General features: G+C 62.9%; 16 protein-coding genes. 10 read left to right on the top strand and 6 right to left on the bottom strand.

What is annotated here, in order from left to right; genetic code table 11:
• Positions 1 to 20 precede the first annotated feature (20 nt).
• The 8 genes from LG30_RS0117145 to hdfR all read left to right on the top strand — a co-directional run bounded on the left by LG30_RS0117145 (position 21) and on the right by hdfR (position 10,864).
• Positions 21 to 2,186 carry a TonB-dependent hemoglobin/transferrin/lactoferrin family receptor gene (locus LG30_RS0117145; RefSeq protein ID WP_033131916.1) on the top strand — a complete coding sequence of 722 codons (2,166 nt, stop codon included), beginning with the start codon at positions 21 to 23 and terminating at the stop codon, positions 2,184 to 2,186.
• Entirely contained in the window at positions 2,186 to 4,225 is a 2,040-nt protein-coding gene (locus tag LG30_RS0117140) for a prolyl oligopeptidase family serine peptidase (RefSeq protein ID WP_033131915.1), read from the top strand. Before LG30_RS0117145 ends, LG30_RS0117140 begins: the two co-directional genes overlap by 1 nt.
• Before the next feature lie 35 nt (positions 4,226 to 4,260).
• Positions 4,261 to 6,675, top strand: coding sequence for a proprotein convertase P-domain-containing protein (locus LG30_RS0117135; RefSeq protein WP_033131914.1), 2,415 nt, complete (start codon positions 4,261 to 4,263; stop codon positions 6,673 to 6,675).
• A gap of 79 nt (positions 6,676 to 6,754) precedes the next feature.
• Positions 6,755 to 8,113 carry an Lcl domain-containing protein gene (locus LG30_RS0117130; protein WP_081966233.1) on the top strand — a complete coding sequence of 453 codons (1,359 nt, stop codon included), beginning with the start codon at positions 6,755 to 6,757 and terminating at the stop codon, positions 8,111 to 8,113.
• The gene (locus tag LG30_RS0117125; protein WP_033131912.1) at positions 8,110 to 8,667 is read left to right on the top strand and encodes an Lcl C-terminal domain-containing protein; all 558 of its coding nucleotides are present in this window, start codon (positions 8,110 to 8,112) and stop codon (positions 8,665 to 8,667) included. The genes LG30_RS0117130 and LG30_RS0117125 overlap by 4 nt, the downstream gene beginning before the upstream one ends.
• Before the next feature lie 180 nt (positions 8,668 to 8,847).
• Positions 8,848 to 9,330 carry a serine protease inhibitor ecotin gene (gene eco / locus LG30_RS0117120; protein WP_033131911.1) on the top strand — a complete coding sequence of 161 codons (483 nt, stop codon included), beginning with the start codon at positions 8,848 to 8,850 and terminating at the stop codon, positions 9,328 to 9,330.
• Positions 9,331 to 9,623: 293 nt separating this feature from the next.
• Complete coding sequence (locus LG30_RS0117115; RefSeq protein WP_033131910.1) at positions 9,624 to 9,989, top strand: MaoP family protein; 366 nt, start codon at positions 9,624 to 9,626, stop codon at positions 9,987 to 9,989.
• Entirely contained in the window at positions 9,989 to 10,864 is an 876-nt protein-coding gene (gene hdfR / locus LG30_RS0117110; RefSeq protein ID WP_033131909.1) for an HTH-type transcriptional regulator HdfR, read from the top strand. The genes LG30_RS0117115 and hdfR overlap by 1 nt, the downstream gene beginning before the upstream one ends.
• 120 nt (positions 10,865 to 10,984) lie before the next feature.
• On the opposite strand, the gene tyrA is transcribed toward hdfR, so the two are convergent.
• From tyrA to glpT, 6 genes are all read right to left on the bottom strand, one after another.
• Positions 10,985 to 12,124 (bottom strand): bifunctional chorismate mutase/prephenate dehydrogenase, encoded by a 1,140-nt coding sequence (tyrA, locus tag LG30_RS0117105; RefSeq protein ID WP_033131908.1) that lies wholly within the window; start codon positions 12,122 to 12,124, stop codon positions 10,985 to 10,987.
• Between the two features lie 129 nt (positions 12,125 to 12,253).
• Positions 12,254 to 13,327: a 3-deoxy-7-phosphoheptulonate synthase gene (locus tag LG30_RS0117100; protein ID WP_033131907.1), complete on the bottom strand. Its 1,074-nt coding sequence runs from the start codon at positions 13,325 to 13,327 to the stop codon at positions 12,254 to 12,256.
• Positions 13,328 to 13,677: 350 nt separating this feature from the next.
• Positions 13,678 to 14,757 (bottom strand): glycerophosphodiester phosphodiesterase, encoded by a 1,080-nt coding sequence (gene glpQ, locus LG30_RS0117095; RefSeq protein WP_033131906.1) that lies wholly within the window; start codon positions 14,755 to 14,757, stop codon positions 13,678 to 13,680.
• 89 nt (positions 14,758 to 14,846) lie between these two features.
• Complete coding sequence (gene glpD, locus LG30_RS0117090) at positions 14,847 to 16,334, bottom strand: glycerol-3-phosphate dehydrogenase (RefSeq protein WP_033131905.1); 1,488 nt, start codon at positions 16,332 to 16,334, stop codon at positions 14,847 to 14,849.
• Positions 16,335 to 16,642: 308 nt separating this feature from the next.
• The gene (locus tag LG30_RS0117085; protein WP_033131904.1) at positions 16,643 to 17,401 is read right to left on the bottom strand and encodes a DeoR/GlpR family transcriptional regulator; all 759 of its coding nucleotides are present in this window, start codon (positions 17,399 to 17,401) and stop codon (positions 16,643 to 16,645) included.
• A 100-nt stretch (positions 17,402 to 17,501) separates the two neighbouring features.
• Positions 17,502 to 18,860, bottom strand: coding sequence for a glycerol-3-phosphate transporter (gene glpT, locus LG30_RS0117080; RefSeq protein ID WP_033131903.1), 1,359 nt, complete (start codon positions 18,858 to 18,860; stop codon positions 17,502 to 17,504).
• 489 nt (positions 18,861 to 19,349) lie between these two features.
• On the opposite strand from glpT, the gene LG30_RS0117075 reads away from it, so the two are divergent.
• Both LG30_RS0117075 and glpK read left to right on the top strand, forming a co-directional pair.
• Positions 19,350 to 20,198, top strand: a complete 849-nt coding sequence (locus LG30_RS0117075; RefSeq protein ID WP_033131902.1) for an MIP/aquaporin family protein — start codon at positions 19,350 to 19,352, stop codon at positions 20,196 to 20,198.
• Positions 20,199 to 20,227: 29 nt separating this feature from the next.
• On the top strand, positions 20,228 to 21,730 hold the full coding sequence (gene glpK, locus LG30_RS0117070; RefSeq protein WP_033131901.1) for a glycerol kinase GlpK: 1,503 nt from the start codon (positions 20,228 to 20,230) through the stop codon (positions 21,728 to 21,730).
• Positions 21,731 to 21,820: the final 90 nt, after the last annotated feature.

Here is a 21,820-nt window from a genome sequence, read left to right as displayed (position 1 = left end):
AATAATAATCATTATCAACAATGAAAAGACTACTGCACTACTGGCCCATGCTGCTGTCCGGTACAGCCTTGGCCGCCAGCGATCCGGCCAGGATCGACTCAACCGAGATGAACCCCGAGCTCAAGGCGCGCGAGACCATAGTGGTCAAGGGCCAGCGCATAGAGCAGAAATTGTCCGACGTGTCGGGCTCCATCACCGTCATCACCGAGGAGGATCTGGATCGCCAGGTCGCCACCGAACTCACCGACGTGTTCAAGAATGAGCCCGGCGTCTCGGTGACCGGCTCCGCCGGCCGGCCGCAGAACATCATCATTCGCGGCATGGGCGGCAACCGGGTGTTGATCATCAAGGACGGGGTTCGGGTCAGCGACGGCTTCGGCGCTGACGACCTCAACGACAAGGTGGGCCGCTTCAGCTTCGACCTGGACGACGTCAAGCAGATCGAAGTCGCCAAGGGCGCCGGCTCCTCCCTCCATGGCTCCGATGCCATCGGCGGCACCATCGTCATCAGCACCAAGCAACCGGAAGACTACCTGCAGGGTCAGGATGCCTATCTGAGCAGCAAGGTGTTGCAGGATGGCAGCAGCGACAAGCAGAAGCTGAGCGCCACCGGCGCCGCCCGGGTATGGGATACCGAGCACCTGCTGCGCCTCTCCGGCTGGCAGGGGCACGAGACCGCCAACTATGACGAGAGTCGCATCCCGGCGGATCTGGACGGCCTGAGCGCCTCCACCAGCTCCCGCTTCGATCTGAGCGATCACCACCTGCTGCGCCTCGAGCTCGATTACTTCGAGGACAACGCCCAGCGGGATCAGGGACCCCGCGAGGTGCCCCAGCCCGACGGCAAGTGGCAGGTGCGCCAGTACCGCGAAGACGCCTCCCAGAAGACCCAGGGCGGCAAGCTGAGCTGGGAGGCCCGCAGCCTCGATACCCTGCTGGCCGACAGCTTCACCTGGAGTGCCTACGGCAATCACGCCAAAAACACCGCCAACAAGCGCAGCCTGCTGCAAAACGATCTGCTGAGCGGCTATCCCCGCTATCGCAGCGAGCGCGAGCTCGCCACCTTCACCGAAGACAGGGTCGGCACCGAGCTGGATGTGCGCCGTGATCTGACCACGGGTGACATCGCCCACAAGCTGAGCTACGGCCTGGAGCTGGAGCGCACCAACCACGAGCGACCGGTGGAGAAGCTGAGCCTGGAGGCCGGCGTGCCGCAACCCCAGCAGTCTGCCCCCTTCAGCCGGGCCCGCACCGACAGGGCCGGCGTCTGGCTGAGCGACGTGGCAACCCTGGGCCAGTGGCAATTCACCCCCACCCTGCGCATGGATCACCAATGGCTGCAGCCGCTCGATGGCAGCAACGGCGAGAACCACAGCTGGCACATCTCCCCGAGCCTGGCCACCAGCTATCGCTTCAACGAGGAGTGGCGCAGTTGGCTGAGCTACGCCAACGGCTTCCGCGCCCCCTCCTATGACAAGGTGTACGGCAACATACCCCACTACTTCGCCCTGCCGCCGTTCGAGATCATCGCCAACACCGAGCTGCAGGAGGAGACCAGCCACAGTTTCGAGTGGGGATTGAGTGGTGAGGGACAGAACTGGAGCATCAAACCGGCCCTGTTCTACAACCGCTACTACAACTTCATCGATTGGCGTGAGGTGGGGTTGCGCCTGCGCGACGGGGTCATACTGCGCCAGTACCGCAACGTGGCCAAGGCCGAAACCTGGGGAGCGGAAGTCGCCGCCAGCTACTGGCTGACCCAGGAATGGGAAGTCGCCACCAAGCTCGGCTGGGTCGACGGGCAAGACAGTCAGGGCGAGGCGCTGCGTACCCTCACCCCGCTGGAGGGCAACACCCGCCTGAGCTATCAGGCCAACGACTGGAGCCTGGGGCTGCAGGCGGATTACGCCGCCGCCATGAACCGGGTGCCCACCTGTGGCAACAGCCTGACCAGCAGCCAGGACGACTGCCTCAAGAGCGCCGGCTGGTTCAGCTTAGGTATGACCGCCGACTGGCTGGTCACCGATGCCCTCAAGGTCAACCTCAAGCTCGATAACCTGTTCGACACCCGCTACACCCGCTATCAGGATGTGGCCGGGCTGGAAGCCGGTACCGATGCCTCCCTCTTCACCCAAAGCGGTCGCACCCTGAGTGCCAGCCTGCGCTACACCTTCGTGGGGATCTGATGCACGCTCTTTTGATCCTGGCCAGCCTGCTGGCCACCCCGGCGCCCGCCTCTGTCCATGAAGTGACCCAAGCCGCGGCGCCCCTCATCCCCGAGCGTCCACAACTGCACAAGGGAGAGATAGCCCGCTTCGACGCCTATGGCGGCTGGCGCGATGACAGCCGCAACTCTCACGAGTTGCTGACGCTGCTGCGCGAGCAGAACCGCTGGACCGAGCAACAGCTCGCTGGCCAGAAGCCTCTCGCAGCCAAGCTGCAAACCGAGTGGCAGCACCGGGAGCGGGGCGAGCCCATGCCCGTCGAGTGGCTGAGCCAGGCCGGCAGCCAGTGGCGCATGAGTGCCGATGGCAGCCTGTGGCAACGCAACGATGAGCAGGCGGAGCCCCGCCAACGGCTGGCACCGCGTCAGCCAGCCGACGGCTACTACGAGCTCGCCGCCTGGTCCCTGCACCCGAACGGGCGCTGGCTGGCCCTGGCCGAAGACAGCCGAGGCGATAGAGACTACCGCATCACCTTGCTGGACTTGGCAAGCGGCGAGACCCTGGCCACCCTGCCCCACAGAACCAGCGATCTGCTCTGGAGCCTGGATGGCAAGACCCTCTACACGGTCGCCAACGAGCGCAACACCCTGCGCCCCTGGCAACTCTGGGCCTGGCGAGACGGCAAAGAAACCATGGTGCATCAAGAGGCGGACGCCGCCTGGCTACTCAGTCTCTATCGCACCACGGACAAGCGCCACCTGATCCTGCAGAGCAACAACCACGACAGCTCGGAACAATACCTGCTGGACGGCGGCAAGGCGGCCCTTGTCAAGGCGCGCCAGCCCGGGGTCGAATACTACCTGGACACCCTGGCCGAGCGGGTGCTCATCAAGAGCAATCGGGATGGGGAGCTCGGCCTCTACCAGGCAGCCAGCCTGGCCGAGGTAGGTAGCAAACCCTGGCGACCGCTCTGGTCCGGGCAGGATCGCAGCCTCGAGAAGTGGCGCCTGTTTGCCGCCCATACCGTGCTGCAATACCGCAAAGACGGGGACGACTGGCTCGACGTGCTGGACGCCGACGGCAAGCTGACCCACAGCCTGCCGCTCACCGAAGGAGCCGGCACGGCCTGGATCCAGGGCGCCCAGGATCCTGCGAGCGAGCGGGTCCTCATTCGCCGTCAGGGCATGGCCGAGGCCCCGCACCAGCGCTGGCTGGATCTGGACTCGGGCGCCTGGCTGACTGGCGACAAGCCGACCCAGGCCTCTCCCTATCAGAGTGAGCGGCGCTGGGTGCAGAGCAAGGATGGGGTCAGGGTGCCGGTCTCCCTGGTCTGGCGCAAGGACATCAGCCAACCCAAGGCGCTGCTGCTCTATGGCTATGGTGCCTACGGCACCCCCATGCGCCCCTACTACCAGTCCCAGGTGCTGAGCCTGCTGGATCGCGGCTTCGTCTACGCCATCGCCCATGTGCGCGGCGGCGGCATGCTGGGGGAGGCCTGGTATCTGGATGGCCGTGGCCAGCAGAAGCAGCACAGCGTGGACGACTTCCTGGCGGTGGCAGACAGCCTCGCCCGGGATCCCGCCATCGATCCCGCCCGGTTGTTTGCCATGGGCGGCAGCGCTGGCGGTCTGCTGGTGGCGGCGGCCCTCAATCAGGCGCCGACCCGTTTCGCCGGCGCCGTGCTGCAGGTGCCCTTCGTCGACATGCTCGGCACCATGATGGATCCCGAGCTGCCGCTCACCCGCCAGGAGTATGCGGAGTGGGGCAACCCGGCGAACGCCGCCGATTATGCTGCCATGCGCCGACTCAGCCCCTATGACAATCTGCACGCTGCCCCCTACCCGCCACTTTATGTGACGGCAGGGCTCCATGACAGTCAGGTCCCCTACTGGGAGCCGCTCAAGTGGATAGCCCGCCTGCGGGCCCACAGCACAGGCAAGGGCCCTTATCTGCTCAGGACCGAGCTCGATGGCGGCCACCTCGCCAACCCCCGTACGGCGCAGCTGCGCGCGGCCCAGGAGTATGCCTTCCTGCTCACCCTCGCCGGGGTGAACCACTGATGCCACGCCTCATCTTTTCTGCTTTGGAGTCACCTATGAAACCCTCATCCCTGGCCCTCTGGCTGACGGCGACCCTGCTCGCTCAGCCTCTGCAGGCCGCCGAGCTGCTGTATGTCGATGCACCGCCGCTCACCACCACGCCCCAAGCCTGGCTGGAGAGCCGCCTCGGCGTGACCCTCGTCCCCGACTACGACAGGGTCAGCCTGCTCGGCCACCACCATAGCTTCCATCAATTGGTCAACGGCCTGCCGGTGGCCACCACCCAGGCCGCCGTCAGCATCGATCCGACCGGCAAGCCCTGGCGCCTCTATCACAACCTGCGTCCGCTGCAGAGCACCGAGCCCGTCTGCGACCCCGCCACCAGCCTGGATCCCCTGCTCACCAGCCTGCGTGATGCGGGTGCCGAGGTAGATACGCTGGGGCCGGTCGAGGCCTGGTACTGGCGCGACGGCGACACCCTGGTGCCGGCCCTGCGCCTGCGGGTGCGCGAGCACAAGGACGGCAACGCCAAGGCCGCCTACCAGCAGCTGTTTGCCAGCTGTGACGGCAGCCAGGAGCTCGGCCGCTGGATGGACGCCGCCACCACGGCGGCACCCTTCACCCCGGATGCGGGGGATCAGTCCGTACTGGCCCGGGTGTTTGACCCGGATCCCCGCACCCAGTTGCAGGATGCCAGCCTGGTCTGGCACGAATCCCTGGTGCTGGCAGAGGCAGCCTATCAGGACAATGTGGCCCTGCCGGTCAGCCTGCGAGGCAGTGACTATGTGCTGAGCGGCCCCAATGCCCGGGTGGTGGATGCCATGGAGCCCGCCACGGCCCCCTACAGCACCGACAACCCCCAGGCATTTCGCCTGATCCGAGACGATGCCGGCTTTGCCGACATCAATGCCTACTACCACCTGGATCTTGCCCAGCGGCACCTCAAGGCGCTCGGTTTCACCGACCTCATCCCCGGCGCCCTCGACATCGACACCGATGCGGGTTATCAGGACAACTCCCTCTATGACCCCTTCGAGCGCAGGCTGGAGCTGGGCCGCAGCGGCGTGCCCGATGCCGAGGATCCCATGGTCATCTGGCACGAGTTCGGCCACGCGGTGCAGCACCACATAGTGCCGGATCTCGGTGACGAGGCGGACTGGGGCGCCATCGGCGAGGGCTTCAGCGACTATCTCGCCGCCAGCCACCGCCAGCGCAGCGAGGCCGGTCGCAACTTCGAGCCGGCCCTGGTGTTCAACTGGGATGCCCGCTTCACCGACCGGGCCCCGCGTCAGCTGGACGATCTGCGCGCCCGCTACCACCCGGACTACAACTACCCGGCCCACAGAACCATCAACGGCAGCAACGGGGATCAGCTGTGGGGCACGCCGCTGTTCCAGGCCCTGCTGGCCTCGGTCGCCGAGTACGGTGAGGTGGCGCGGGACGAGTTCGATCGCCTGATCATCGAGTCCCACTTCGGTCTGGGCCCGGCCATCCGCATGCCGCAGCTGGCCCGCCTCACGGTGGACACCGCCGAGCGGCTCTACCCGGCGCGCCATTATGGCCGCCACCTGGAGCAGGCATTTCGTCAGCACGGCCTGCTGCAGGCCCCGGTCAACCTGGCCCTGGCCGATGGCAGCGCCATCGAGCTGGGTCAACGCCAGTCCGTGGTGCTCACCCTGAGCAACCCGGGCAACACGGCGGTGACCCTGCACGATCTGACCCTGACCCTGCCGACCGGCCTGCAAGTCGACCCCTATCAGTGGCAGGCCAGCACCCTGGCGGCGGGCGCCAGCATGAGCACCACCCTGCGACTGCTGGCCCAGAGCCCCCTCGCCTGCGGCGACGTGGCCGCCCTGCCCGTCAACCTGACCCTGACCGGTGCCAGCCCGAGCGAGCGCCAATGGCAACAGCCCCTGAGCCTGCCCATCGGTACCCCCGTCATCAGCCGGGCCAACGGCCAGGCCCTGACCCTCAAGGATGCGCAGAGCGCGGAGGAGAAAGGGTTGAGCCAGGCCAGCCTGCTGCTGGAGAAGACCCAGACCCGGGTGAGCGACCAACTGCAGCTGAGCCTGGACTTGCAACACGAGGCGCTGGACGAGCTGGAGATCTGGCTCAACTCCCCCTCCGGCACCCGGGTCCAGATCTGGGACAAGGGCTACAGCCCGCTGCCGCGCCTCAAGGGTGTCTTCCCGACCGAGCTGCAATCCTTGCAACCCCTGAGTCAGTTCATCGGCGAGCCGCTGGCCGGCCAATGGACCCTGGAAGTGGTGGACAACGCCCCCGGCAAGCAGGGTCGCCTCAATGGCTGGAGCATCAGCCAGCGCACCGGCGCCCAGTGTGGCGAGCCCATAGTGCTGCCGGATGACGGCATCATCCACTTCGACACCGCGGACAGCAGCGGTGGCGGCAGCCTCAATCTGCTCTGGTTGTTGCCGCTCGCCCTCTGGCGCCGTGTCAGTCGCCGCGGCTGAGACGCCCCTCGACATTATTAATGGCTAAAAAACAGCGAGGGGCCCAGGGCCCCTCCAAGGACAATAAATGAAGATGAGAATGACCCCGCTGGCCTGTTTGCTGGCCCCCCTGCTCACCGCCTGTGGTGGTGGCAGCACGGATGAGGCGCCGCTGGCGGCGCCGGATTATCGCCTGACGGTTGAGCTGCCCCAGGCGGGCACCCTGTGCGTCAACCTCAACCAGAACGATCGCTGCGATGCCGGCGAACCCGAAGTCAGTGGCGCCGCCGGTGCCCGTCAGCTGAGCGGCACCTCCCCCACCTTGCTGACCAGCCCCTTGCTGTTCATCCCACGCGATCCGGCCGCCCTGACCCTGACCCACCCGGCGGCGCGTCTGGATGGACAACAGCTCACCCCCACCCTCTTGAGCAGCCTGTTGCAGACCCGCATCGGCGACGGTATCCCCCCAGCCCAGGCACTGGCCGAGCTGCTGCTGGCTCTGGCCCCGCTCCAGCCTGGCCAGGATCTCGCTGCCCTCGCTCAGCTGACCGCCTTCAACCAGGCCCTCTCCGAGCTGGCGCTGGCCGCCCTCGGTGACGCCGGCACCTTGCCGGGGCTCTCTGCCGATGAGCGCCGACGTCAGATCTGGCAGGGGCTGGTCACCCTGCTGCCCGAGCTCGGCCAGCACTTTGCCAACAGCCCCGAGCTGCAGAGCCTGCAGGCCAGACTCAGTGCCGTCTTGCTGCAGCAGCAGCCAAGAGCCCTGATCACCGCCAGCGGTGTCACCACTTACAGCGACGGGGTGGACTACCTGCTGACCAGCGAGCCCGCGGATCATCCGGGCCAGGACGCCAGCCTCAAGCAGTCCCCCTTGCGCTATCGCAAGCTCGACAACCAGGGGCAGCCGCTGCCGGACAGCGCAACTCTGTGGGACTGCGTGGAGGATCTCAATACGGGTCTCGTCTGGGAGAAGAAGCTGGATGATCCGGACAGCCCGCGGGATCTGCACCGGGCCTTCGCCTGGGAATTTGGCAACTACCATCCCTTGCAGGAGGAGCTGGATTACGCCTGCCCGAACGGCGAGGCCATCTGCACCACGGAGCAATACCGTCAGTGGCTCAACAGCCAGCAGCTGTGCGGCATCGCGCACTGGCGCCTGCCCGAGGCCCAGGAGCTGATGAGCCTGCAGCATTTTGGCTCCCTCAGTCAGCAGGATGGTCAGATAGCGACCCTGGATGTGCGCTACTTCCCCGATCTGGGCACCGGGTTCAATGGCTTCGATGGCTATTACTGGAGTCAGACCCTGACCCCGTCCCGTCGCCTCGAGAGCGCACCGCTCAGCGTCATTGCCCCGCTCTTCTGGGGTGAGGATGCCGGCACCGATTACCCGACCCCCGTACAAACCCCTGACGACACCAATGCCCTGCAACTGCGCCTGGTGGCCGAGGTAACCCGATGAACAAGTTTCTCCTGACCCTGCTGCTCGGTCTGTGCAGCCCGCTGGCACTGGCCATCGCCATCTGCGACGACAACATGCCCAGAACCAGCCCCAGCTCCCGCTTCCTCGATCACGGTAACGGCACCGTGACCGACCGGGCCTCCGGCCTCACCTGGATGCGCTGCCAGCTGGGGCAAACCTGGCAAAATGACAGCTGTCGCGGCGAGCCTACCCGGCTCTACTGGCAGCAGGCGCTGCTGACCGCCGAGCGGATCCGCACCGAACCCAATCACGCCCTCCATGGCTTCGGTGGCCACCAGGACTGGCGCCTGCCCACCATCAAGGAGCTGACCAGCATACTGGAGTCCGCCTGCTACAAGCCGGCATTGAACGAGACCATCTTCCCCCGCGCCATGGCCGGTGACGGGAAAGAGGTGAATGACGGCTACGTCTATCTCTGGTCCGCCACCCCCTTCCCGGCGGGCAAGACGGTGGCCTATCTCGACATCACCAGTGGCTCCGTCGGCCTGCGGGCCCCCAGCGCCTGGGCCAAGCAGGTGTTGTTGGTGCGTTGATGGCCTGGGTGGGGGTCTCATGACCCCTACCCTGTTGCCTGTTTGTGAGGCAAGCCGTCAAAAAAGCATCAAATTACGTCATTGTGTGCCGGTAACGGCAGGTTTTGCGCCCCGCAGCGCTGGCATGAAAACGGCAGAGCGGTTAGTCTAGCGGCGTTGAAGCAATCCCATGAGGTACAGATGAAAACCGTATTGCGTTTTAGCCTGCTGGGCGCCTTGTTATTGGGTGGCCATGCCTTCGCCGCCGAACCGAAAAAATTTGATATCAGCATGTTCCCCGCCGCCGAAGTGAACCAGGAACGTGTCGTGATCCGTCTGCCGGAAGTCGAGAATGAAGCCGACATGATGGTCGAACTGCAGGTCGGCAAGAAGATGCTGGTCGACTGCAACCTGCCGCGCTTCGCCGGCAACCTGGAACAGCACAGCGTCAAGGGCTGGGGCTACAACTACCTGACCCTGGGCCAGGTCTCCGGCCCCGTCAGTACCCTGATGGCCTGCCCGGATGGCCAGAAGAAGGATACCTTCGTCCAGATCTATGGCCAGGGCTTCTTCGTGAACTACAACTCCAAACTGCCGTTCGTCATCTATGTGCCGCAAGAGTATGAAGTGCGCTATCGTCTGTGGCGTGCCGACAACCTCGCGCAGCCAGCCATGATCGAATGAGTGCCTGATGCTCGGGTACAGTTGTTCATAAACATCCAAATAAGGCGCCACATGGCGCCTTATTTTTTGGGTTTTTCGCGCGTCAATGCCGCCATTTCCTTTACAGAAGCTGACATAACTCCACTATTTTTCAGGCTTTTTTGTGGCACTCACCGCAAAATCCCGCCTCGGGATGAGCGAAACCCAGTTCGATGAAATATATTTATTAACATAGTAAAAAAATTGATTTTGCACTCTGCGACGGCCTGATGATACTTGCCCGCAAAGGTCAAACTAACCAGAATAAGAGCACTATGAGCTTCGAATCAGACAAGCGTTTCAATGACTTCAAACATTTTCCCCGTGGCCTGCGTCGCAGCGGCGAATTCACCGTGGCCGAAGCGGACAGTCTGGAAAAATACGGCACCGTCATGCTGGCGCTCTACCAGGGCAACTTGGCTCCGCGCGACGAGGTCGAGAGTGCCTTCATCGAGCAGGTCAAGTCTGGCACCGCCGGCAGCAACCCCCACGCCAAGGTGTGGTTCAAGTATCTGAAGGTGATTGGTCCCAAGCGGGTGCATCGTCTGTGCACCGTCGCCGGTGGCGCCAATGAAGACATGGGCGGCAGTTTTGAAAGCAGCGCTGGCGGCGGCGGTGGCAGCGACGAGTCCCTCGATTAATGGATACCGAGCTGCTTCGGACCTTCATCGAGGTCAGCAAGACCCGGCACTTTGGCCGGGCTGCCGAGAATCTCTACCTGACCCAGTCGGCGGTGAGCTTTCGGATCCGCCAGCTTGAGCAGCAACTCGGGGTCAGCCTGTTTGCCCGTCATCGCAACAACATCCGCCTGACCGCCTCCGGTGAACGTCTGCTGCCCTACGCAGACGCCATCTTGCACACGCTAGGCCGCGCCAAACAGGACGTGGCTCTCTCCCCCGGCTTCAGTCAGCAGCTCGCCATCGGCGCTCCCGCGGTGTTCTGGGAGCTCGATTTCAACGACTGGCTCAATCACGTCTATGCACTGGCCCCCGGCCTCGCGGTGCGGCTCGAAACCGCGTCGCGCGAGCACCTGTGCCGCCAGTTGCTGGAGCGCTCCCTCGACTTGGCCTTGCTCTCAGAGCCGACCAAGATCGACGAGATCGCCCTGCACCCCATCGGTGAGCTGGTGTTCGTGCTGGTGAGTCGGGACAGTGCCGCCAACGCCGACAGCCTGATGCAGATGCCGCACATTCACCTTGACTGGGGCACCAGCTTCGAGCCCCAATCCAGTCGCTTGCAGAGCCTGCAGAAGACACCTGTGCTGCATTCGAGCTCCGCCAGCATGGCGCTGCAGTTCGTGCTGTCCAACGGTGGCGCCGCCTACCTGCCGCGGCGGATGGTGAGCCCCTTCCTCGAACAGGGACGGCTGCACCTGGTGGAAGGAGGGCAGCCGCTCAGCCGCCCGCTCTACCTCGCCTATCTGGAGAAATCCGATCGCCGGGAGCTCATCGATCAGTTGCTGACCCTGCCGCTCGGCTGGGACGAGGCCGAGCTGCGACCGCCGTCGCTCGAGTGAAGCAAGCAGCTGCCTGGATGGCATTTTACCTGCGTATTTCTCTACCGGGTTTGCACAAAGCAGCGTAACCGCAACGAAAAAGGGGCCTGATGGCCCCTTTTGTATGGATGAGTTCTAACCTCAGCCGTGTTGTCGGCGGTCGTTGGCCTGGGCCAGCAACATGCGGCTCTCGCGCAGGAACTCGTCCGCCCGCTCGCCGAAGAAGCCGGAGACCTGTTCGAAGGCATCGATGAAACCCGCCCTGTCCCCCTGCTCCAATATCCCCAGCACCTCGCCGAAGTTCTGGTAGTAGCGGCGGATCATCGCCAGGTTCTCCGGTGACGACAGTATGATGTCGGCATAGAGGTGCGGATCCTGGGCAAACAGCCGTCCCACCATGGCGAGCTCCAGCCGGTAGATGGGGGAACTCAGAGTCAGCAGCCGATCCAGGTTGGCCTGCTCCCGGGAGAGGTGCCAGCCGTAGGCGAAGGTCGCGAAGTGGCGCAGCGCCTGGATGAAGGTCATGGCCTCGTCGTGGGCTTTGGCCTCCACCTGTTGCAGCCGCGCGCCCCAGATGGTCATCTGATCCAGCAGCCACTGGCTGGCTGCCGGGTCCCGGCCCTGGCAGCAGACGATCACCTGCTTGGCGAGGCTCGCCACGTCCGGCCCGAACATGGGGTGCAGCCCGAGGACCGGCCCCTTGTGCACCGCCAGCATGTGTGACAGCGGCTGTGCCTTCACGCTGGTGACATCCACCAGCAGGCAATCCTCGGGCAACGCACCGAGCCGGTCGATGATCTGGCAGGTGACATCGATGGGCACCGCCACCATCACCAGCCCGGCCCCGGCCAGGATGGCGTCCGCCCGCGGCCAATCGGCCTGCTCCAGGCTCTCGACTCTGTAACCCGACAGGCTGAACAGCTGACCGAACAGCCGGCCGAGCTGGCCCTGACCGCCGATGATCACCACCTTGCCGAGGGTCGGCTTCATGCACTTGAAGTGGTGTTCCTTGTCGCTTGCCGATTCCAGGATATAGGACTCGCGCATCACACGGCGCAGCACGTCCTCGATGAGATCCCCCGGCACCCCGAGGGACTCTGCCTCGGCGCGGCGGCGGGCCAGCATGCTCGCCTCCCGATCCGGCGCATAGATGGGCAGGCCGTGCCGGCTCTTCACTTCCCCCACTTCCCCCACCAGGGCCAGGCGCTCGGCGAACAGATCGATCAACTGCCTGTCCACCGCATCAATCTTGTCCCTGAGGGCATTCAATTCTTCGGCCATGTCCAATCCTTGCTGGCGCCGCTGGCGGCGACGCCTTGTGATTCAATCGATTGCAACAGATGTCAGGAGGGCGCCACCGCCGTTGGCCGTGGCGCCCTCCTGCTCCAGATGATGACAAGATACCACGGCTTAAGACGCAGTTCTGCCCTGAAGCGGCGCCGCCAGCTGACGATGGCAGCGGGCCAGCAAGTCGGCGGTGGTGTCCCAGTCGATGCAGGCATCGGTGATGGAGACCCCGTAGCGCATCTGCTCCTTGGGCTGCTCGCTGGACTGGTTGCCCTCCAGCAGATTGGATTCGAGCATCACCCCTATGATGGAGCGGTTGCCCTCCTGGATCTGGTGGATGACGTTGTCCGCCACCTTGGGTTGCAGGCGGTGATCCTTGCTGGAGTTGCCGTGGCTGCAATCCACCACCAGGCCGGGCAGCAGACCCGCCTTCTCCAACGCCTCTTCCGCCAGGGAAACATTGACCGAATCGTAGTTCGGGTGCTTGCCACCGCGCAGGATCACGTGGCCATCCGGGTTGCCCTGGGTCTGCAGCAGCGCGACCTGACCCTGCTGGTTGATGCCCATGAAGGCATGGGGGCTGGAGGCCGCCTGCAGTGCGTTGATGGCGGTGCCGAGGTTGCCGTCGGTGCCGTTCTTGAAGCCAACCGGCATGGAGAGGCCGGAGGCCATCTCCCTGTGGGTCTGGGATTCGGTGGTACGGGCGCCGATGGCCGACCAGGAGAACAGCTCCGCCAGGTATTGCGGGCTGATAGGGTCGAGTGCCTCGGTCGCGAGTGGCAGCTCCAGCTCGGCGAGCCAGCAGAGCAGCTCGCGGGCGCGGTGCAGCCCCAGCTCCACGTCAAAGGTGCCATCGAGGTTAGGATCGTTGATAAAGCCCTTCCAGCCGACCGTGGTGCGTGGCTTCTCAAAGTAGACCCGCATGACAATGTAGAGAGAGTCCTGGTAGGCATCATGCAGCGCTTTGAGTCTGGTTGCGTACTCTTTGGCGGCGTCCATGTCGTGAATGGAGCAGGGTCCACAGATCACCAGCAGACGGTGATCACGACGGTGGATGATGTCGGCGATGGTGGTGCGAGCCCCTTGCACGAAGGCCAGCGCACGCTCGGAGATGGGTAACTTCTCCTTGAGCTGGGCAGGCGTGATCATCACTTGTTCGGACTGGATATGGATGTTGTTCAGGGGGTCTCTCTGCATTTTCTCATTCTCTCTACTGTATTTAAGCCAATCGCGCCGGGTGTATTTTATTGTTTACACAAGTCAGCACTTTGTTACGCAACCGCCCTCACCTTACCAAGGAAAAACAAACAATCAAGTGAAATCAGCGGTGCAATGGCTCAGCAGGTGAATAAATGACCAGATTATTGACCTCGGCAGCCATAAAATCGGGCGTCCATAATCCCCAAAGAACAAAATATCGTAAATTTTAATTTACAACAAAGTCATTCGCATGAGTCCAGACGACTGGTTCCCTTCTTGTTTCTCTCTCGGGCATAAAAAAGCGGGGCACCTGGCCCCGCTTGCGTTCCCGTGTTGCTCTTCTTTTATTATTTGCCGTGGGCCTTGATGACCGCCACCGCCTTGTCCGGGAAATCGCTGAACACCCCGTCCACATCGGCCTGATAGAGGAAGATGTTGAGCAGGTCGGTGAAGTCTTTCGCATAGGCCGGGATCTGCCCCTGATCCTGGCGGAAGGTATAGGGATGCACTTTGAGGCCGGCGGCGTGGGCCTCCTTGACCATGCCGGTGAACACCGGCTTGCCCGGGGTGCCCGGCTCGGTGACTATCATCGGCTTCCAGGGGCCTATGCCGTCGGCGTAGCCGGCGATCGTCTTCATGGCCCCCGGCTTGAACATCCAGTCGTAGTCGTAGGGGGTCGCCTTGCCCTTGGCATCGTAGACCATGGTCTCATTCCAGTCGGTCTCGGCCATCAGCTGCACCAGCTTCAAGTCCATCCCTAAGGCAGGCATCAGCTCGGTGTCGATGCGCTTGAGCTCGTCGGCATCGAAGCTCTGCAGGTAGATCTTGCTCTCTTTATTGGTGTAGCCGTACTGCTTGAGCACCTTGAGCACGGCGCTGGAGATGTCCTTGCCCTCGTGGCGGAACAGCCAGGGGGCCTTGATCTCCGGGTAGATGCCGATGTTGTTGCCGGTGCTCTTGTTGAGCCCCTGGATCATCTCGATCTCTTCCTGGAAGGTGTGGATCTCGAAGCGGGATTGCCAGAGCGGGAAGCGGGCCGGATAGACGGGCACCTGCTTGCCATCCACCAGCTGGAACGGCTCCGTCATACGCAATGAACGCACCTCGGCCAGGGTGAAGTCCACCACATAGTAGCGACCATCCGGGCGAGCCCGGCCGGGGAAGCGCTCGGCCACGTCTGTGATGCCGTCGAGGAAGTGATCGTGCATCACCACCAGCTGGTCATCCTTGGTCATCACCAGATCCTGCTCCAGATAATCGGCCCCCATGCCGTAGGCCAGCGCCTTGGACGCCAGGGTGTGTTCGGGCAGGTAACCGGAGGCGCCGCGATGGGCGATCACTATCTTGCCTTCGTCGGCGGCCAGGGCGGGCAAGGCGAGGGCAGCCCCGAGGCCAAGGGCCACCAGGGAGAGGTGAGGTTGTTTCATAAAAACGGCTCTTTGTTATTGTAGGTAGTTGTTATAGCAGAGGTTTATTGCAGTTTATCGGCGGGCGGCAAAGGCCGCCCGCCTTGTCATCAGCTTGCCTTGGGCAGGGCGTGATGGTGTTGCTCCAGCCAGGCGTGCAGTTGCTGCTGTTCGGTATCGGAGAGGCGCAGCCCCAGCTTGCTGCGGCGCCACAGTATGTCTTCCATCGAATGGGCCCACTCGCGGCTCATCAGATAGCGCACTTCCGACTCGTACAGCCCGGCACCAAAGTGTTGGCCGCGCTCCTCGTGCAACCAGAGACGGGCATGACTGCCATAGGCCTCGGCGATGCGGCGGGCGCTGCGCTCATCCAGCCAGTCGAATTCGAGCAGGTAGGCGCGGGCCAGCTCTGTGGTGGAGCAGTCGAACTCGCCACCGGGCAGACGGCTGCTGGCGGTCCAGTCATCCCCCATCTGGCTGAACCAGGGCTTGAGCTTGTTGCAGGCGGCCTGGGCCAGCTTGCGGTAGGTGGTGAGCTTGCCGCCAAACACCGACAAGAGCGGCGCCCCATCGGATTCACCGGACAGTTCGAGGGTGTAGTCGCGGGTCACCGCCTGGGGTGAGTCAGACTCGTCATCGCAGAGCGGGCGCACCCCCGCATAGGTCCAGATCACCTCGGAGGGCGCAATCTGGCGGGTGAAGTGGGCGTTGACCACCTTGCACAGGTAATCCACCTCGGCGGCGCTGATCTTCGCCTCCCGCGGATCGCCCTTGTGTTCCACGTCCGTGGTGCCGATCAGGGAGTAATCCTGCTGATAGGGGATGACGAAGACGATGCGGTTGTCCTCGTTTTGCAGGATATAGGCCTCTTCGCGCTCATGGATGCGCGGCACTATGATGTGGCTGCCCTTGATGAGGCGGATGCCACGCGGAGATTTCTCGTGCAGGCTCTCGTCATAGAAGGTCTTGACCCAGGGCCCGGCCGCATTGACCAGGCCACGGCAGGTGACGGTGAACTGCTCGCCCCCTTCCCGCTCCAGGGTCAGGGTCCAGTGCTTGGAGCCACGCACTGCCTTGATGCAGCGGGTGCGGGTCTGCACCTCGGCGCCCTTGTCGCGGGCCATCATGGCGTTGAGCACCACCAGGCGGGCGTCGTCGACCCAGGCGTCCGAGTATTCGAAGCCCTTGTTGATGCCGCTCTTGAGGCCGTCTTGCGGCAGGAAGCGCAGACCGCAGCTGCCCTTGAGCCTGTCGCGCTTGGCCAGGTTGTCATAGAGGAAGAGGCCGGCACGGATCATCCAGGCCGGGCGCAGGTGCGGGCGGTGCGGCAAGCGAAAACGCATGGGACGGGCGATGTGCGGCGCCATGCCGAGCAGCACCTCCCGCTCCGCCAACGCCTCCTTCACCAACCGGAATTCGTAGTGTTCGAGGTAGCGCAGGCCACCGTGGATCAGCTTGCTGGAGTTGGAAGAGGTGGCCGAGGCGAGATCCTGTGCCTCGAACAACGCCACCTTCAGCCCCCGCCCCGCCGCATCCGCCGCGATGCCGACCCCGTTGATGCCGCCGCCGACGACGACCAGATCATAATGTTCGCTCATGTTCACCTACTTTCTTATTTTGTGTTTGCCATGTGGGCAATGTTTTATTTCGCTCATATTAGAACATGAAAAAATGATAAACGAACATTTTATGATGAGAATGTGATCGGGATTGTTCCGACAATGCTAAAAATGCTGCCAGTCGGTGACGGAATAGCCAGGAAGGGATGCGGCGCGCACAGGGTGCGAGACAGGGGAGATGCCGGGGCTGACCCGCGGCGCGGGTAGAGAGGATGGAAACAGGAATATGGAAGAAAAGAAGCGGCCGCCAGCGCGGCGGCCTGATGCCGGTGCGGGTTAAGGGGTTATCAGCAGATGTGGCATTCTATCTGGTGCTGGGACATCAGCCGCAGCAGCCGCTCCGGCGGCTCCTGATCGGTGAACAGGGCGTGGATCTGGTTGATATTGCCGAGGTTGACCATGGCATTGCGGCCGAACTTGGTGTGGTCGGCGGCCAGGAACACCTGGCGGGAGTGGGCCATGATGGCCTGGGCGATCTTCACCTCGTGGTAATCGAAATCGAGCAGGGAGCCGTCGTTGTCGATGCCCGAGATGCCAATGACGCCATAGTCCATGCGGAACTGGCCGATGAAGTCGCGGGTCGCCTCCCCGACAATGCCGCCATCCCGGTTGCGGATCTCGCCACCGGCGATGATGACGGTGAAGTCATCCTTGGCGGTGAGGATGCTGGCGACGTTCAGGTTGTTGGTGACGATGCGCAGTTCGCGGTGATCGAGCAGGGCGCGGGCGATGGCTTCGGTGGTGGTGCCGATGTCGATGAAGAGGGAGGAGCCATCGGGAATGTGGGCGACGACCTCGCGGGCGATGCGCTCTTTCTCCTTGAGTTGCATCACCTTGCGGGCGCTGTAGGCGGTGTTGACGGTACTCGAATGCAGGGAGGCCCCGCCGTGATGGCGCCGGATCTTGTTCTGTTCGGCGAGATCGTTCAGATCCCGGCGAATGGTCTGGGGGCTGACGTCAAAATGGGTCACCAGATCGTCGGTCGAGACGAAACCCTGCCGCGTCAGGACGTCCAGGATCTCCAGATGTCGTTGGGTTTGCTTCACGCTTGCACTCCGCTGATGGGACGAAAAAAGGCCCCGGCAATGCGGGGCCTCTCGGAGTTTACCTTATCCCCTTTGGGATCGATAAGGTCAGGATCACGTTTTATGCCTTATCGGCAGCCGCTTTCTTGGCCGCGACGGCAATGTTCTCGTGCTTGAGGGTCATGGCCAGCAAGATGATGGAGAGCACGCAAGACGCGGTCAGCACCATGAAGCCACCATCCCAGCCGAAGTGGTCAACCGTGTAGCCCAGCATGGCGTTGGCCGCCACGGCGCCACCCAGGTAACCGAACAGCCCGGTGAAGCCTGCCGCGGTACCGGCCGCCTTCTTGGGTGCCAGCTCCAGCGCATACAGACCGATCAGCATGACGGGGCCGTAGATGAGGAAACCGATGGCCACCAGCGCCATCATGTCGATGGTCGGGTTGCCGGCCGGGTTGAGCCAGTAGACCAGCACGGCGACGGTCACCAGCACCATGAACAGGATACCGGCCGGGGCACGGCGACCCTGGAACAGCTTGTCCGAGATCCAGCCACACAGCAGGGTGCCCGGAATACCGGCCCACTCGTAGAGGAAGTAAGCCCAGGAGGAGCTGTCAACGCTGAAGTCCTTGGCCTCCTTGAGATAGGTCGGCGCCCAGTCCAGCACCCCGTAGCGGATGAGGTAGACGAAGGCGTTGGCGATGGCGATGTACCACAGCAGCTTGTTGTGCAGCACGTATTTGACGAAGATCTCCTTGGCAGAGAACTCCTGCTCGTGGCTCTCGTTGTAATCCTTCGGATAATCTTCCTTGTACTCCTCGATGGGCGGCAGGCCGACGGATTGCGGGGTATCGCGCATCACGAAGAAGGCGATCACCGCGATGGCGGCGGCGGCGGCAGCCGGCACATAGAAGGCGCTGCGCCAGTCGTTGAACCAGCCCATCCCCAGGATGAACAGCGGACCTATCATGCCGCCCCCCACGTTGTGGGCCACGTTCCAGACCGCAACCACTTCGCCACGCTCTTTCTGTGACCACCAGTGCACCATGGTGCGACCACAGGGGGGCCAGCCCATGCCCTGCGCCCAGCCGTTCAGGAACAAGAGCACAAACATGATGGCGATGCTGGAGGTGGCCCAGTGCATGGTGCCCATCATGAACATGATACCGGCCGACAGCAGCAAGCCGGCGGAGAGGAAGTAGCGCGCGTTCGAGCGATCCGACACGTTCCCCATCAGGAACTTGGACAGACCGTAGGCGATGGAGACCCCGGACAGGGCCAGGCCCAGATCGCCGCGGGAGAAGCCCTGCTCGATCAGATAGGGCATGGCCAGGCTGAAGTTTTTGCGTACCAGGTAGTAGCCGGCATAACCGAAGAAGATCCCGAAGAACACCTGCCAGCGCATGCGTTTGTAGAAGGGATCGACCTTGTCGGCGGGTAGCCGGTCGATGTGGGGTGCTGGCCTGAAGAGACTAAGCATGTTCGCTTCCTTATTGTTGTTATGGGCGGTTGAGGGTGCCCCGTTCGTGCAGACAAACCAGATGAGTCCCGATTCGCAAGCGAGCCTATTGTGCTCACATGTGAACATTCAATCTGTGATGTAGGCGGAAATATTGCAGTTTTATTACAGAGAAAGTCATCGGATGAGTGAGGACTCAATAGCCGCGAGCCCTTATATAGCACGGCTTTTACATACCCCATTAGTGGTATCGCGCTCGACATAAGTTGCTTTTCGTCACATTTTCTTAGCAATGAGTGGGATCTTGTCCACATTTCCTGTGGCGGGGGTATGGTGAATTGATACAGAAGGTTTATTTTCTCTCTCGTCCAAGAACGAGCGCAAACGAGCATAACGTTTGCGCCGGCTCAAAAAACAAGAAAAAACGTTTGCGGACGCAACAAATGGAACTGAACGATAACGAGATGGAACATCAAACCTACTCTGGGTGGATATAAGGAATAACAAGTTATGAGCATACAAAGACCCAATACCCTGCTTGGCGAGTGCATCGCCGAGTTTATCGGAACCGGCCTGCTGATATTTTTCGGCGTCGGTTGTGTGGCCGCCCTGGTGCTGGCCGGTGCCAACTTCGGACAATGGGAAATCTCCATTACCTGGGGTCTGGGTGTCGCCATCGCCATCTATGTGACCGGCGGTATTTCAGGTGCCCACCTGAACCCGGCCGTCACCCTGGCGCTGATGACCTTCGCCGGCTTTGACAAACGCAAGGTTGTGCCCTTCATCATCGCCCAGGTGGCCGGTGCCTTCTGCTCCGCCGCCCTGGTCTACTTCCTCTACGGCGGCCTGTTCACCCAGTGGGAGCTGACCCACAACGTGGTGCGCGGCAGCGTCGAGAGCCTCGGCACCGCCGGCATCTTCTCCACCTACCCCAATGCCCTGCTCTCCAACATGCAGGCGTTCGCGGTCGAGCTGGTGATCACCGCCGTGCTGATGCTGGGCATCATGGCACTGGGTGACAACAACAACGGCGCCCCCAAAGGCTTCGCCGCCGCCCTGCTGATCGGCATCCTGATCGCGGTGATCGGCGCCTCCCTCGGCCCCTTGACCGGCTTCGCCATGAACCCGGCCCGTGACTTCGGTCCCAAGCTGTTCGCCTTCGTCGCAGGCTGGGGTGATGTGGCCCTGACCGGCGGTCGTGACAACCCCTACTTCTGGGTCCCCATCCTCGGCCCCATCGTCGGCGCCCAGCTGGGAACCGCGCTCTATGTGAAAGTATTGGCTCCCTGCGTGCCGGGCAACCGTGTTGCCGCCACCGAGCAAGCCGACCAACTCGCTAAAGACAAAGCCGCCGCATAAGAGTGGCCCCCTAAAACGTGGAGAACATCATGTCTGCTGAAAAGAAATATGTCGTCGCCCTGGATCAAGGCACCACCTCGTCCCGTGCCATCGTGTTCGATCAGGACGCCAATATAGTCGCGACCTCCCAGCGCGAGTTCACCCAGCACTACCCCAAGGCGGGTTGGGTCGAGCACGATCCCATGGAGATCTGGGCCACCCAGTCTTCCGTGTTCACCGAGGTGCTGGCCAAGAGCGGCCTGCACAGCGAACAGATCGCCGCCATCGGCATCACCAACCAGCGTGAAACGACCGTTGTGTGGGAAAAAGCCACCGGCAAGCCCATCTACAACGCCATCGTCTGGCAATGCCGTCGCACCGCCGCCATCTGCGAGGAGCTCAAGGCCCGCGGCCTGGAAGACTATGTGCGCGAGAACACCGGCCTGGTGCTGGATGCCTACTTCTCCGGCACCAAGGTGAAGTGGATCCTCGACAACGTGGAAGGGGCCCGCGAGAAGGCGATCAACGGCGAGCTGCTGTTCGGCACCATCGACACCTGGCTGGTGTGGAAGATGACCAATGGCGAGGTGCATGTCACCGATCCGACCAACGCCTCCCGCACCATGCTCTACAACATCCGCGATCTGAAGTGGGATGAGCGCATGCTGGACGAGCTCGGCATCCCCATGTCCATGCTGCCACAAATCAAACCCTCCTCCGAGGTCTATGGCTACACCACCCGTGGCGGCGGCACCCGTATCCCCATCGCCGGCATCGCCGGTGACCAGCAGTCCGCCCTGTTCGGCCAGCTGTGCTTCGAGAAAGGCATGGCCAAGAACACCTATGGCACCGGCTGCTTCATGCTGATGAACACCGGTACCGAGCCGGTTCGCTCCCACAACGGCCTGCTGACCACGGTCGCCATCGGTCCTAAAGGGGAAGTGAACTACGCGCTGGAAGGGGCCGTGTTTATGGGCGGCGCCACCATCCAGTGGCTGCGTGATGAGCTGAAGATCATTCACGACGCCCGTGACACCGACTACTTCGCCTCCAAGGTGGGTGACACCAACGGCGTCTACCTGGTGCCGGCCTTCGTCGGTCTGGGCGCGCCCTACTGGGATCCTTACGCTCGTGGCACCATGGTCGGTCTGACCCGTGGCGCGAACCGCAACCACATCATCCGCGCCGCGCTGGAATCCATCGCCTACCAGAGCCGCGACGTACTGGATGCCATGCAGCAGGACTCCGGTATCAAGCTGGCGGCCCTGAAGGTAGACGGCGGCGCCGTGGCCAACGACTTCCTGATGCAGTTCCAGTCCGACATGATGCACACCCCAGTGGTGCGCCCGACCCGCATCGAGACCACCGCCATGGGCGCCGCCTTCCTGGCCGGCCTGGCCGTGGGCTTCTGGAAGAGCTCCGACGAGCTGCAAGACAAGTTCAGCGTCGATCGCGAGTTTATCCCGCAGATGGATCACGCGGATCGGGACAAGCGCTATCGCGGCTGGCAAAAGGCGGTTGAACGCTCACGCCGCTGGGCCATTGAGGATTAACAGCAAGATCCTTTCACCCAGGTGAAAATGCCAAGAGGCCGACAGCGATGTCGGCCTCTTTTATTATTCTCTCTTGTGCTTCAGTGCAGA

Source organism: Aeromonas aquatica, from assembly GCF_000764655.1.
Classification (GTDB): Bacteria; Pseudomonadota; Gammaproteobacteria; order Enterobacterales; family Aeromonadaceae; genus Aeromonas; species Aeromonas aquatica.
Note: the sequence above shows the minus strand (reverse complement) of the source record. Positions and strands in the feature narration are given on the sequence as shown.

Bases quoted from the DNA above. Each gene is read 5' to 3' on its own strand.
- LG30_RS0117075 (WP_033131902.1), top strand. From the start codon at position 19,350: ATGAGCATACAAAGACCCAATACCCTGCTTGGCGAGTGCATCGCCGAG.
- LG30_RS0117125 (WP_033131912.1), top strand. From the start codon at position 8,110: ATGAACAAGTTTCTCCTGACCCTGCTGCTCGGTCTGTGCAGCCCGCTG.
- glpD (WP_033131905.1), bottom strand. From the start codon at position 16,334: ATGAGCGAACATTATGATCTGGTCGTCGTCGGCGGCGGCATCAACGGG.
- hdfR (WP_033131909.1), top strand. From the start codon at position 9,989: ATGGATACCGAGCTGCTTCGGACCTTCATCGAGGTCAGCAAGACCCGG.
- LG30_RS0117130 (WP_081966233.1), top strand. From the start codon at position 6,755: ATGACCCCGCTGGCCTGTTTGCTGGCCCCCCTGCTCACCGCCTGTGGT.
- LG30_RS0117115 (WP_033131910.1), top strand. From the start codon at position 9,624: ATGAGCTTCGAATCAGACAAGCGTTTCAATGACTTCAAACATTTTCCC.
- eco (WP_033131911.1), top strand. From the start codon at position 8,848: ATGAAAACCGTATTGCGTTTTAGCCTGCTGGGCGCCTTGTTATTGGGT.
- LG30_RS0117140 (WP_033131915.1), top strand. From the start codon at position 2,186: ATGCACGCTCTTTTGATCCTGGCCAGCCTGCTGGCCACCCCGGCGCCC.
- glpK (WP_033131901.1), top strand. From the start codon at position 20,228: ATGTCTGCTGAAAAGAAATATGTCGTCGCCCTGGATCAAGGCACCACC.
- LG30_RS0117135 (WP_033131914.1), top strand. From the start codon at position 4,261: ATGAAACCCTCATCCCTGGCCCTCTGGCTGACGGCGACCCTGCTCGCT.
- glpQ (WP_033131906.1), bottom strand. From the start codon at position 14,757: ATGAAACAACCTCACCTCTCCCTGGTGGCCCTTGGCCTCGGGGCTGCC.
- LG30_RS0117100 (WP_033131907.1), bottom strand. From the start codon at position 13,327: ATGCAGAGAGACCCCCTGAACAACATCCATATCCAGTCCGAACAAGTG.
- glpT (WP_033131903.1), bottom strand. From the start codon at position 18,860: ATGCTTAGTCTCTTCAGGCCAGCACCCCACATCGACCGGCTACCCGCC.
- LG30_RS0117145 (WP_033131916.1), top strand. From the start codon at position 21: ATGAAAAGACTACTGCACTACTGGCCCATGCTGCTGTCCGGTACAGCC.
- tyrA (WP_033131908.1), bottom strand. From the start codon at position 12,124: ATGGCCGAAGAATTGAATGCCCTCAGGGACAAGATTGATGCGGTGGAC.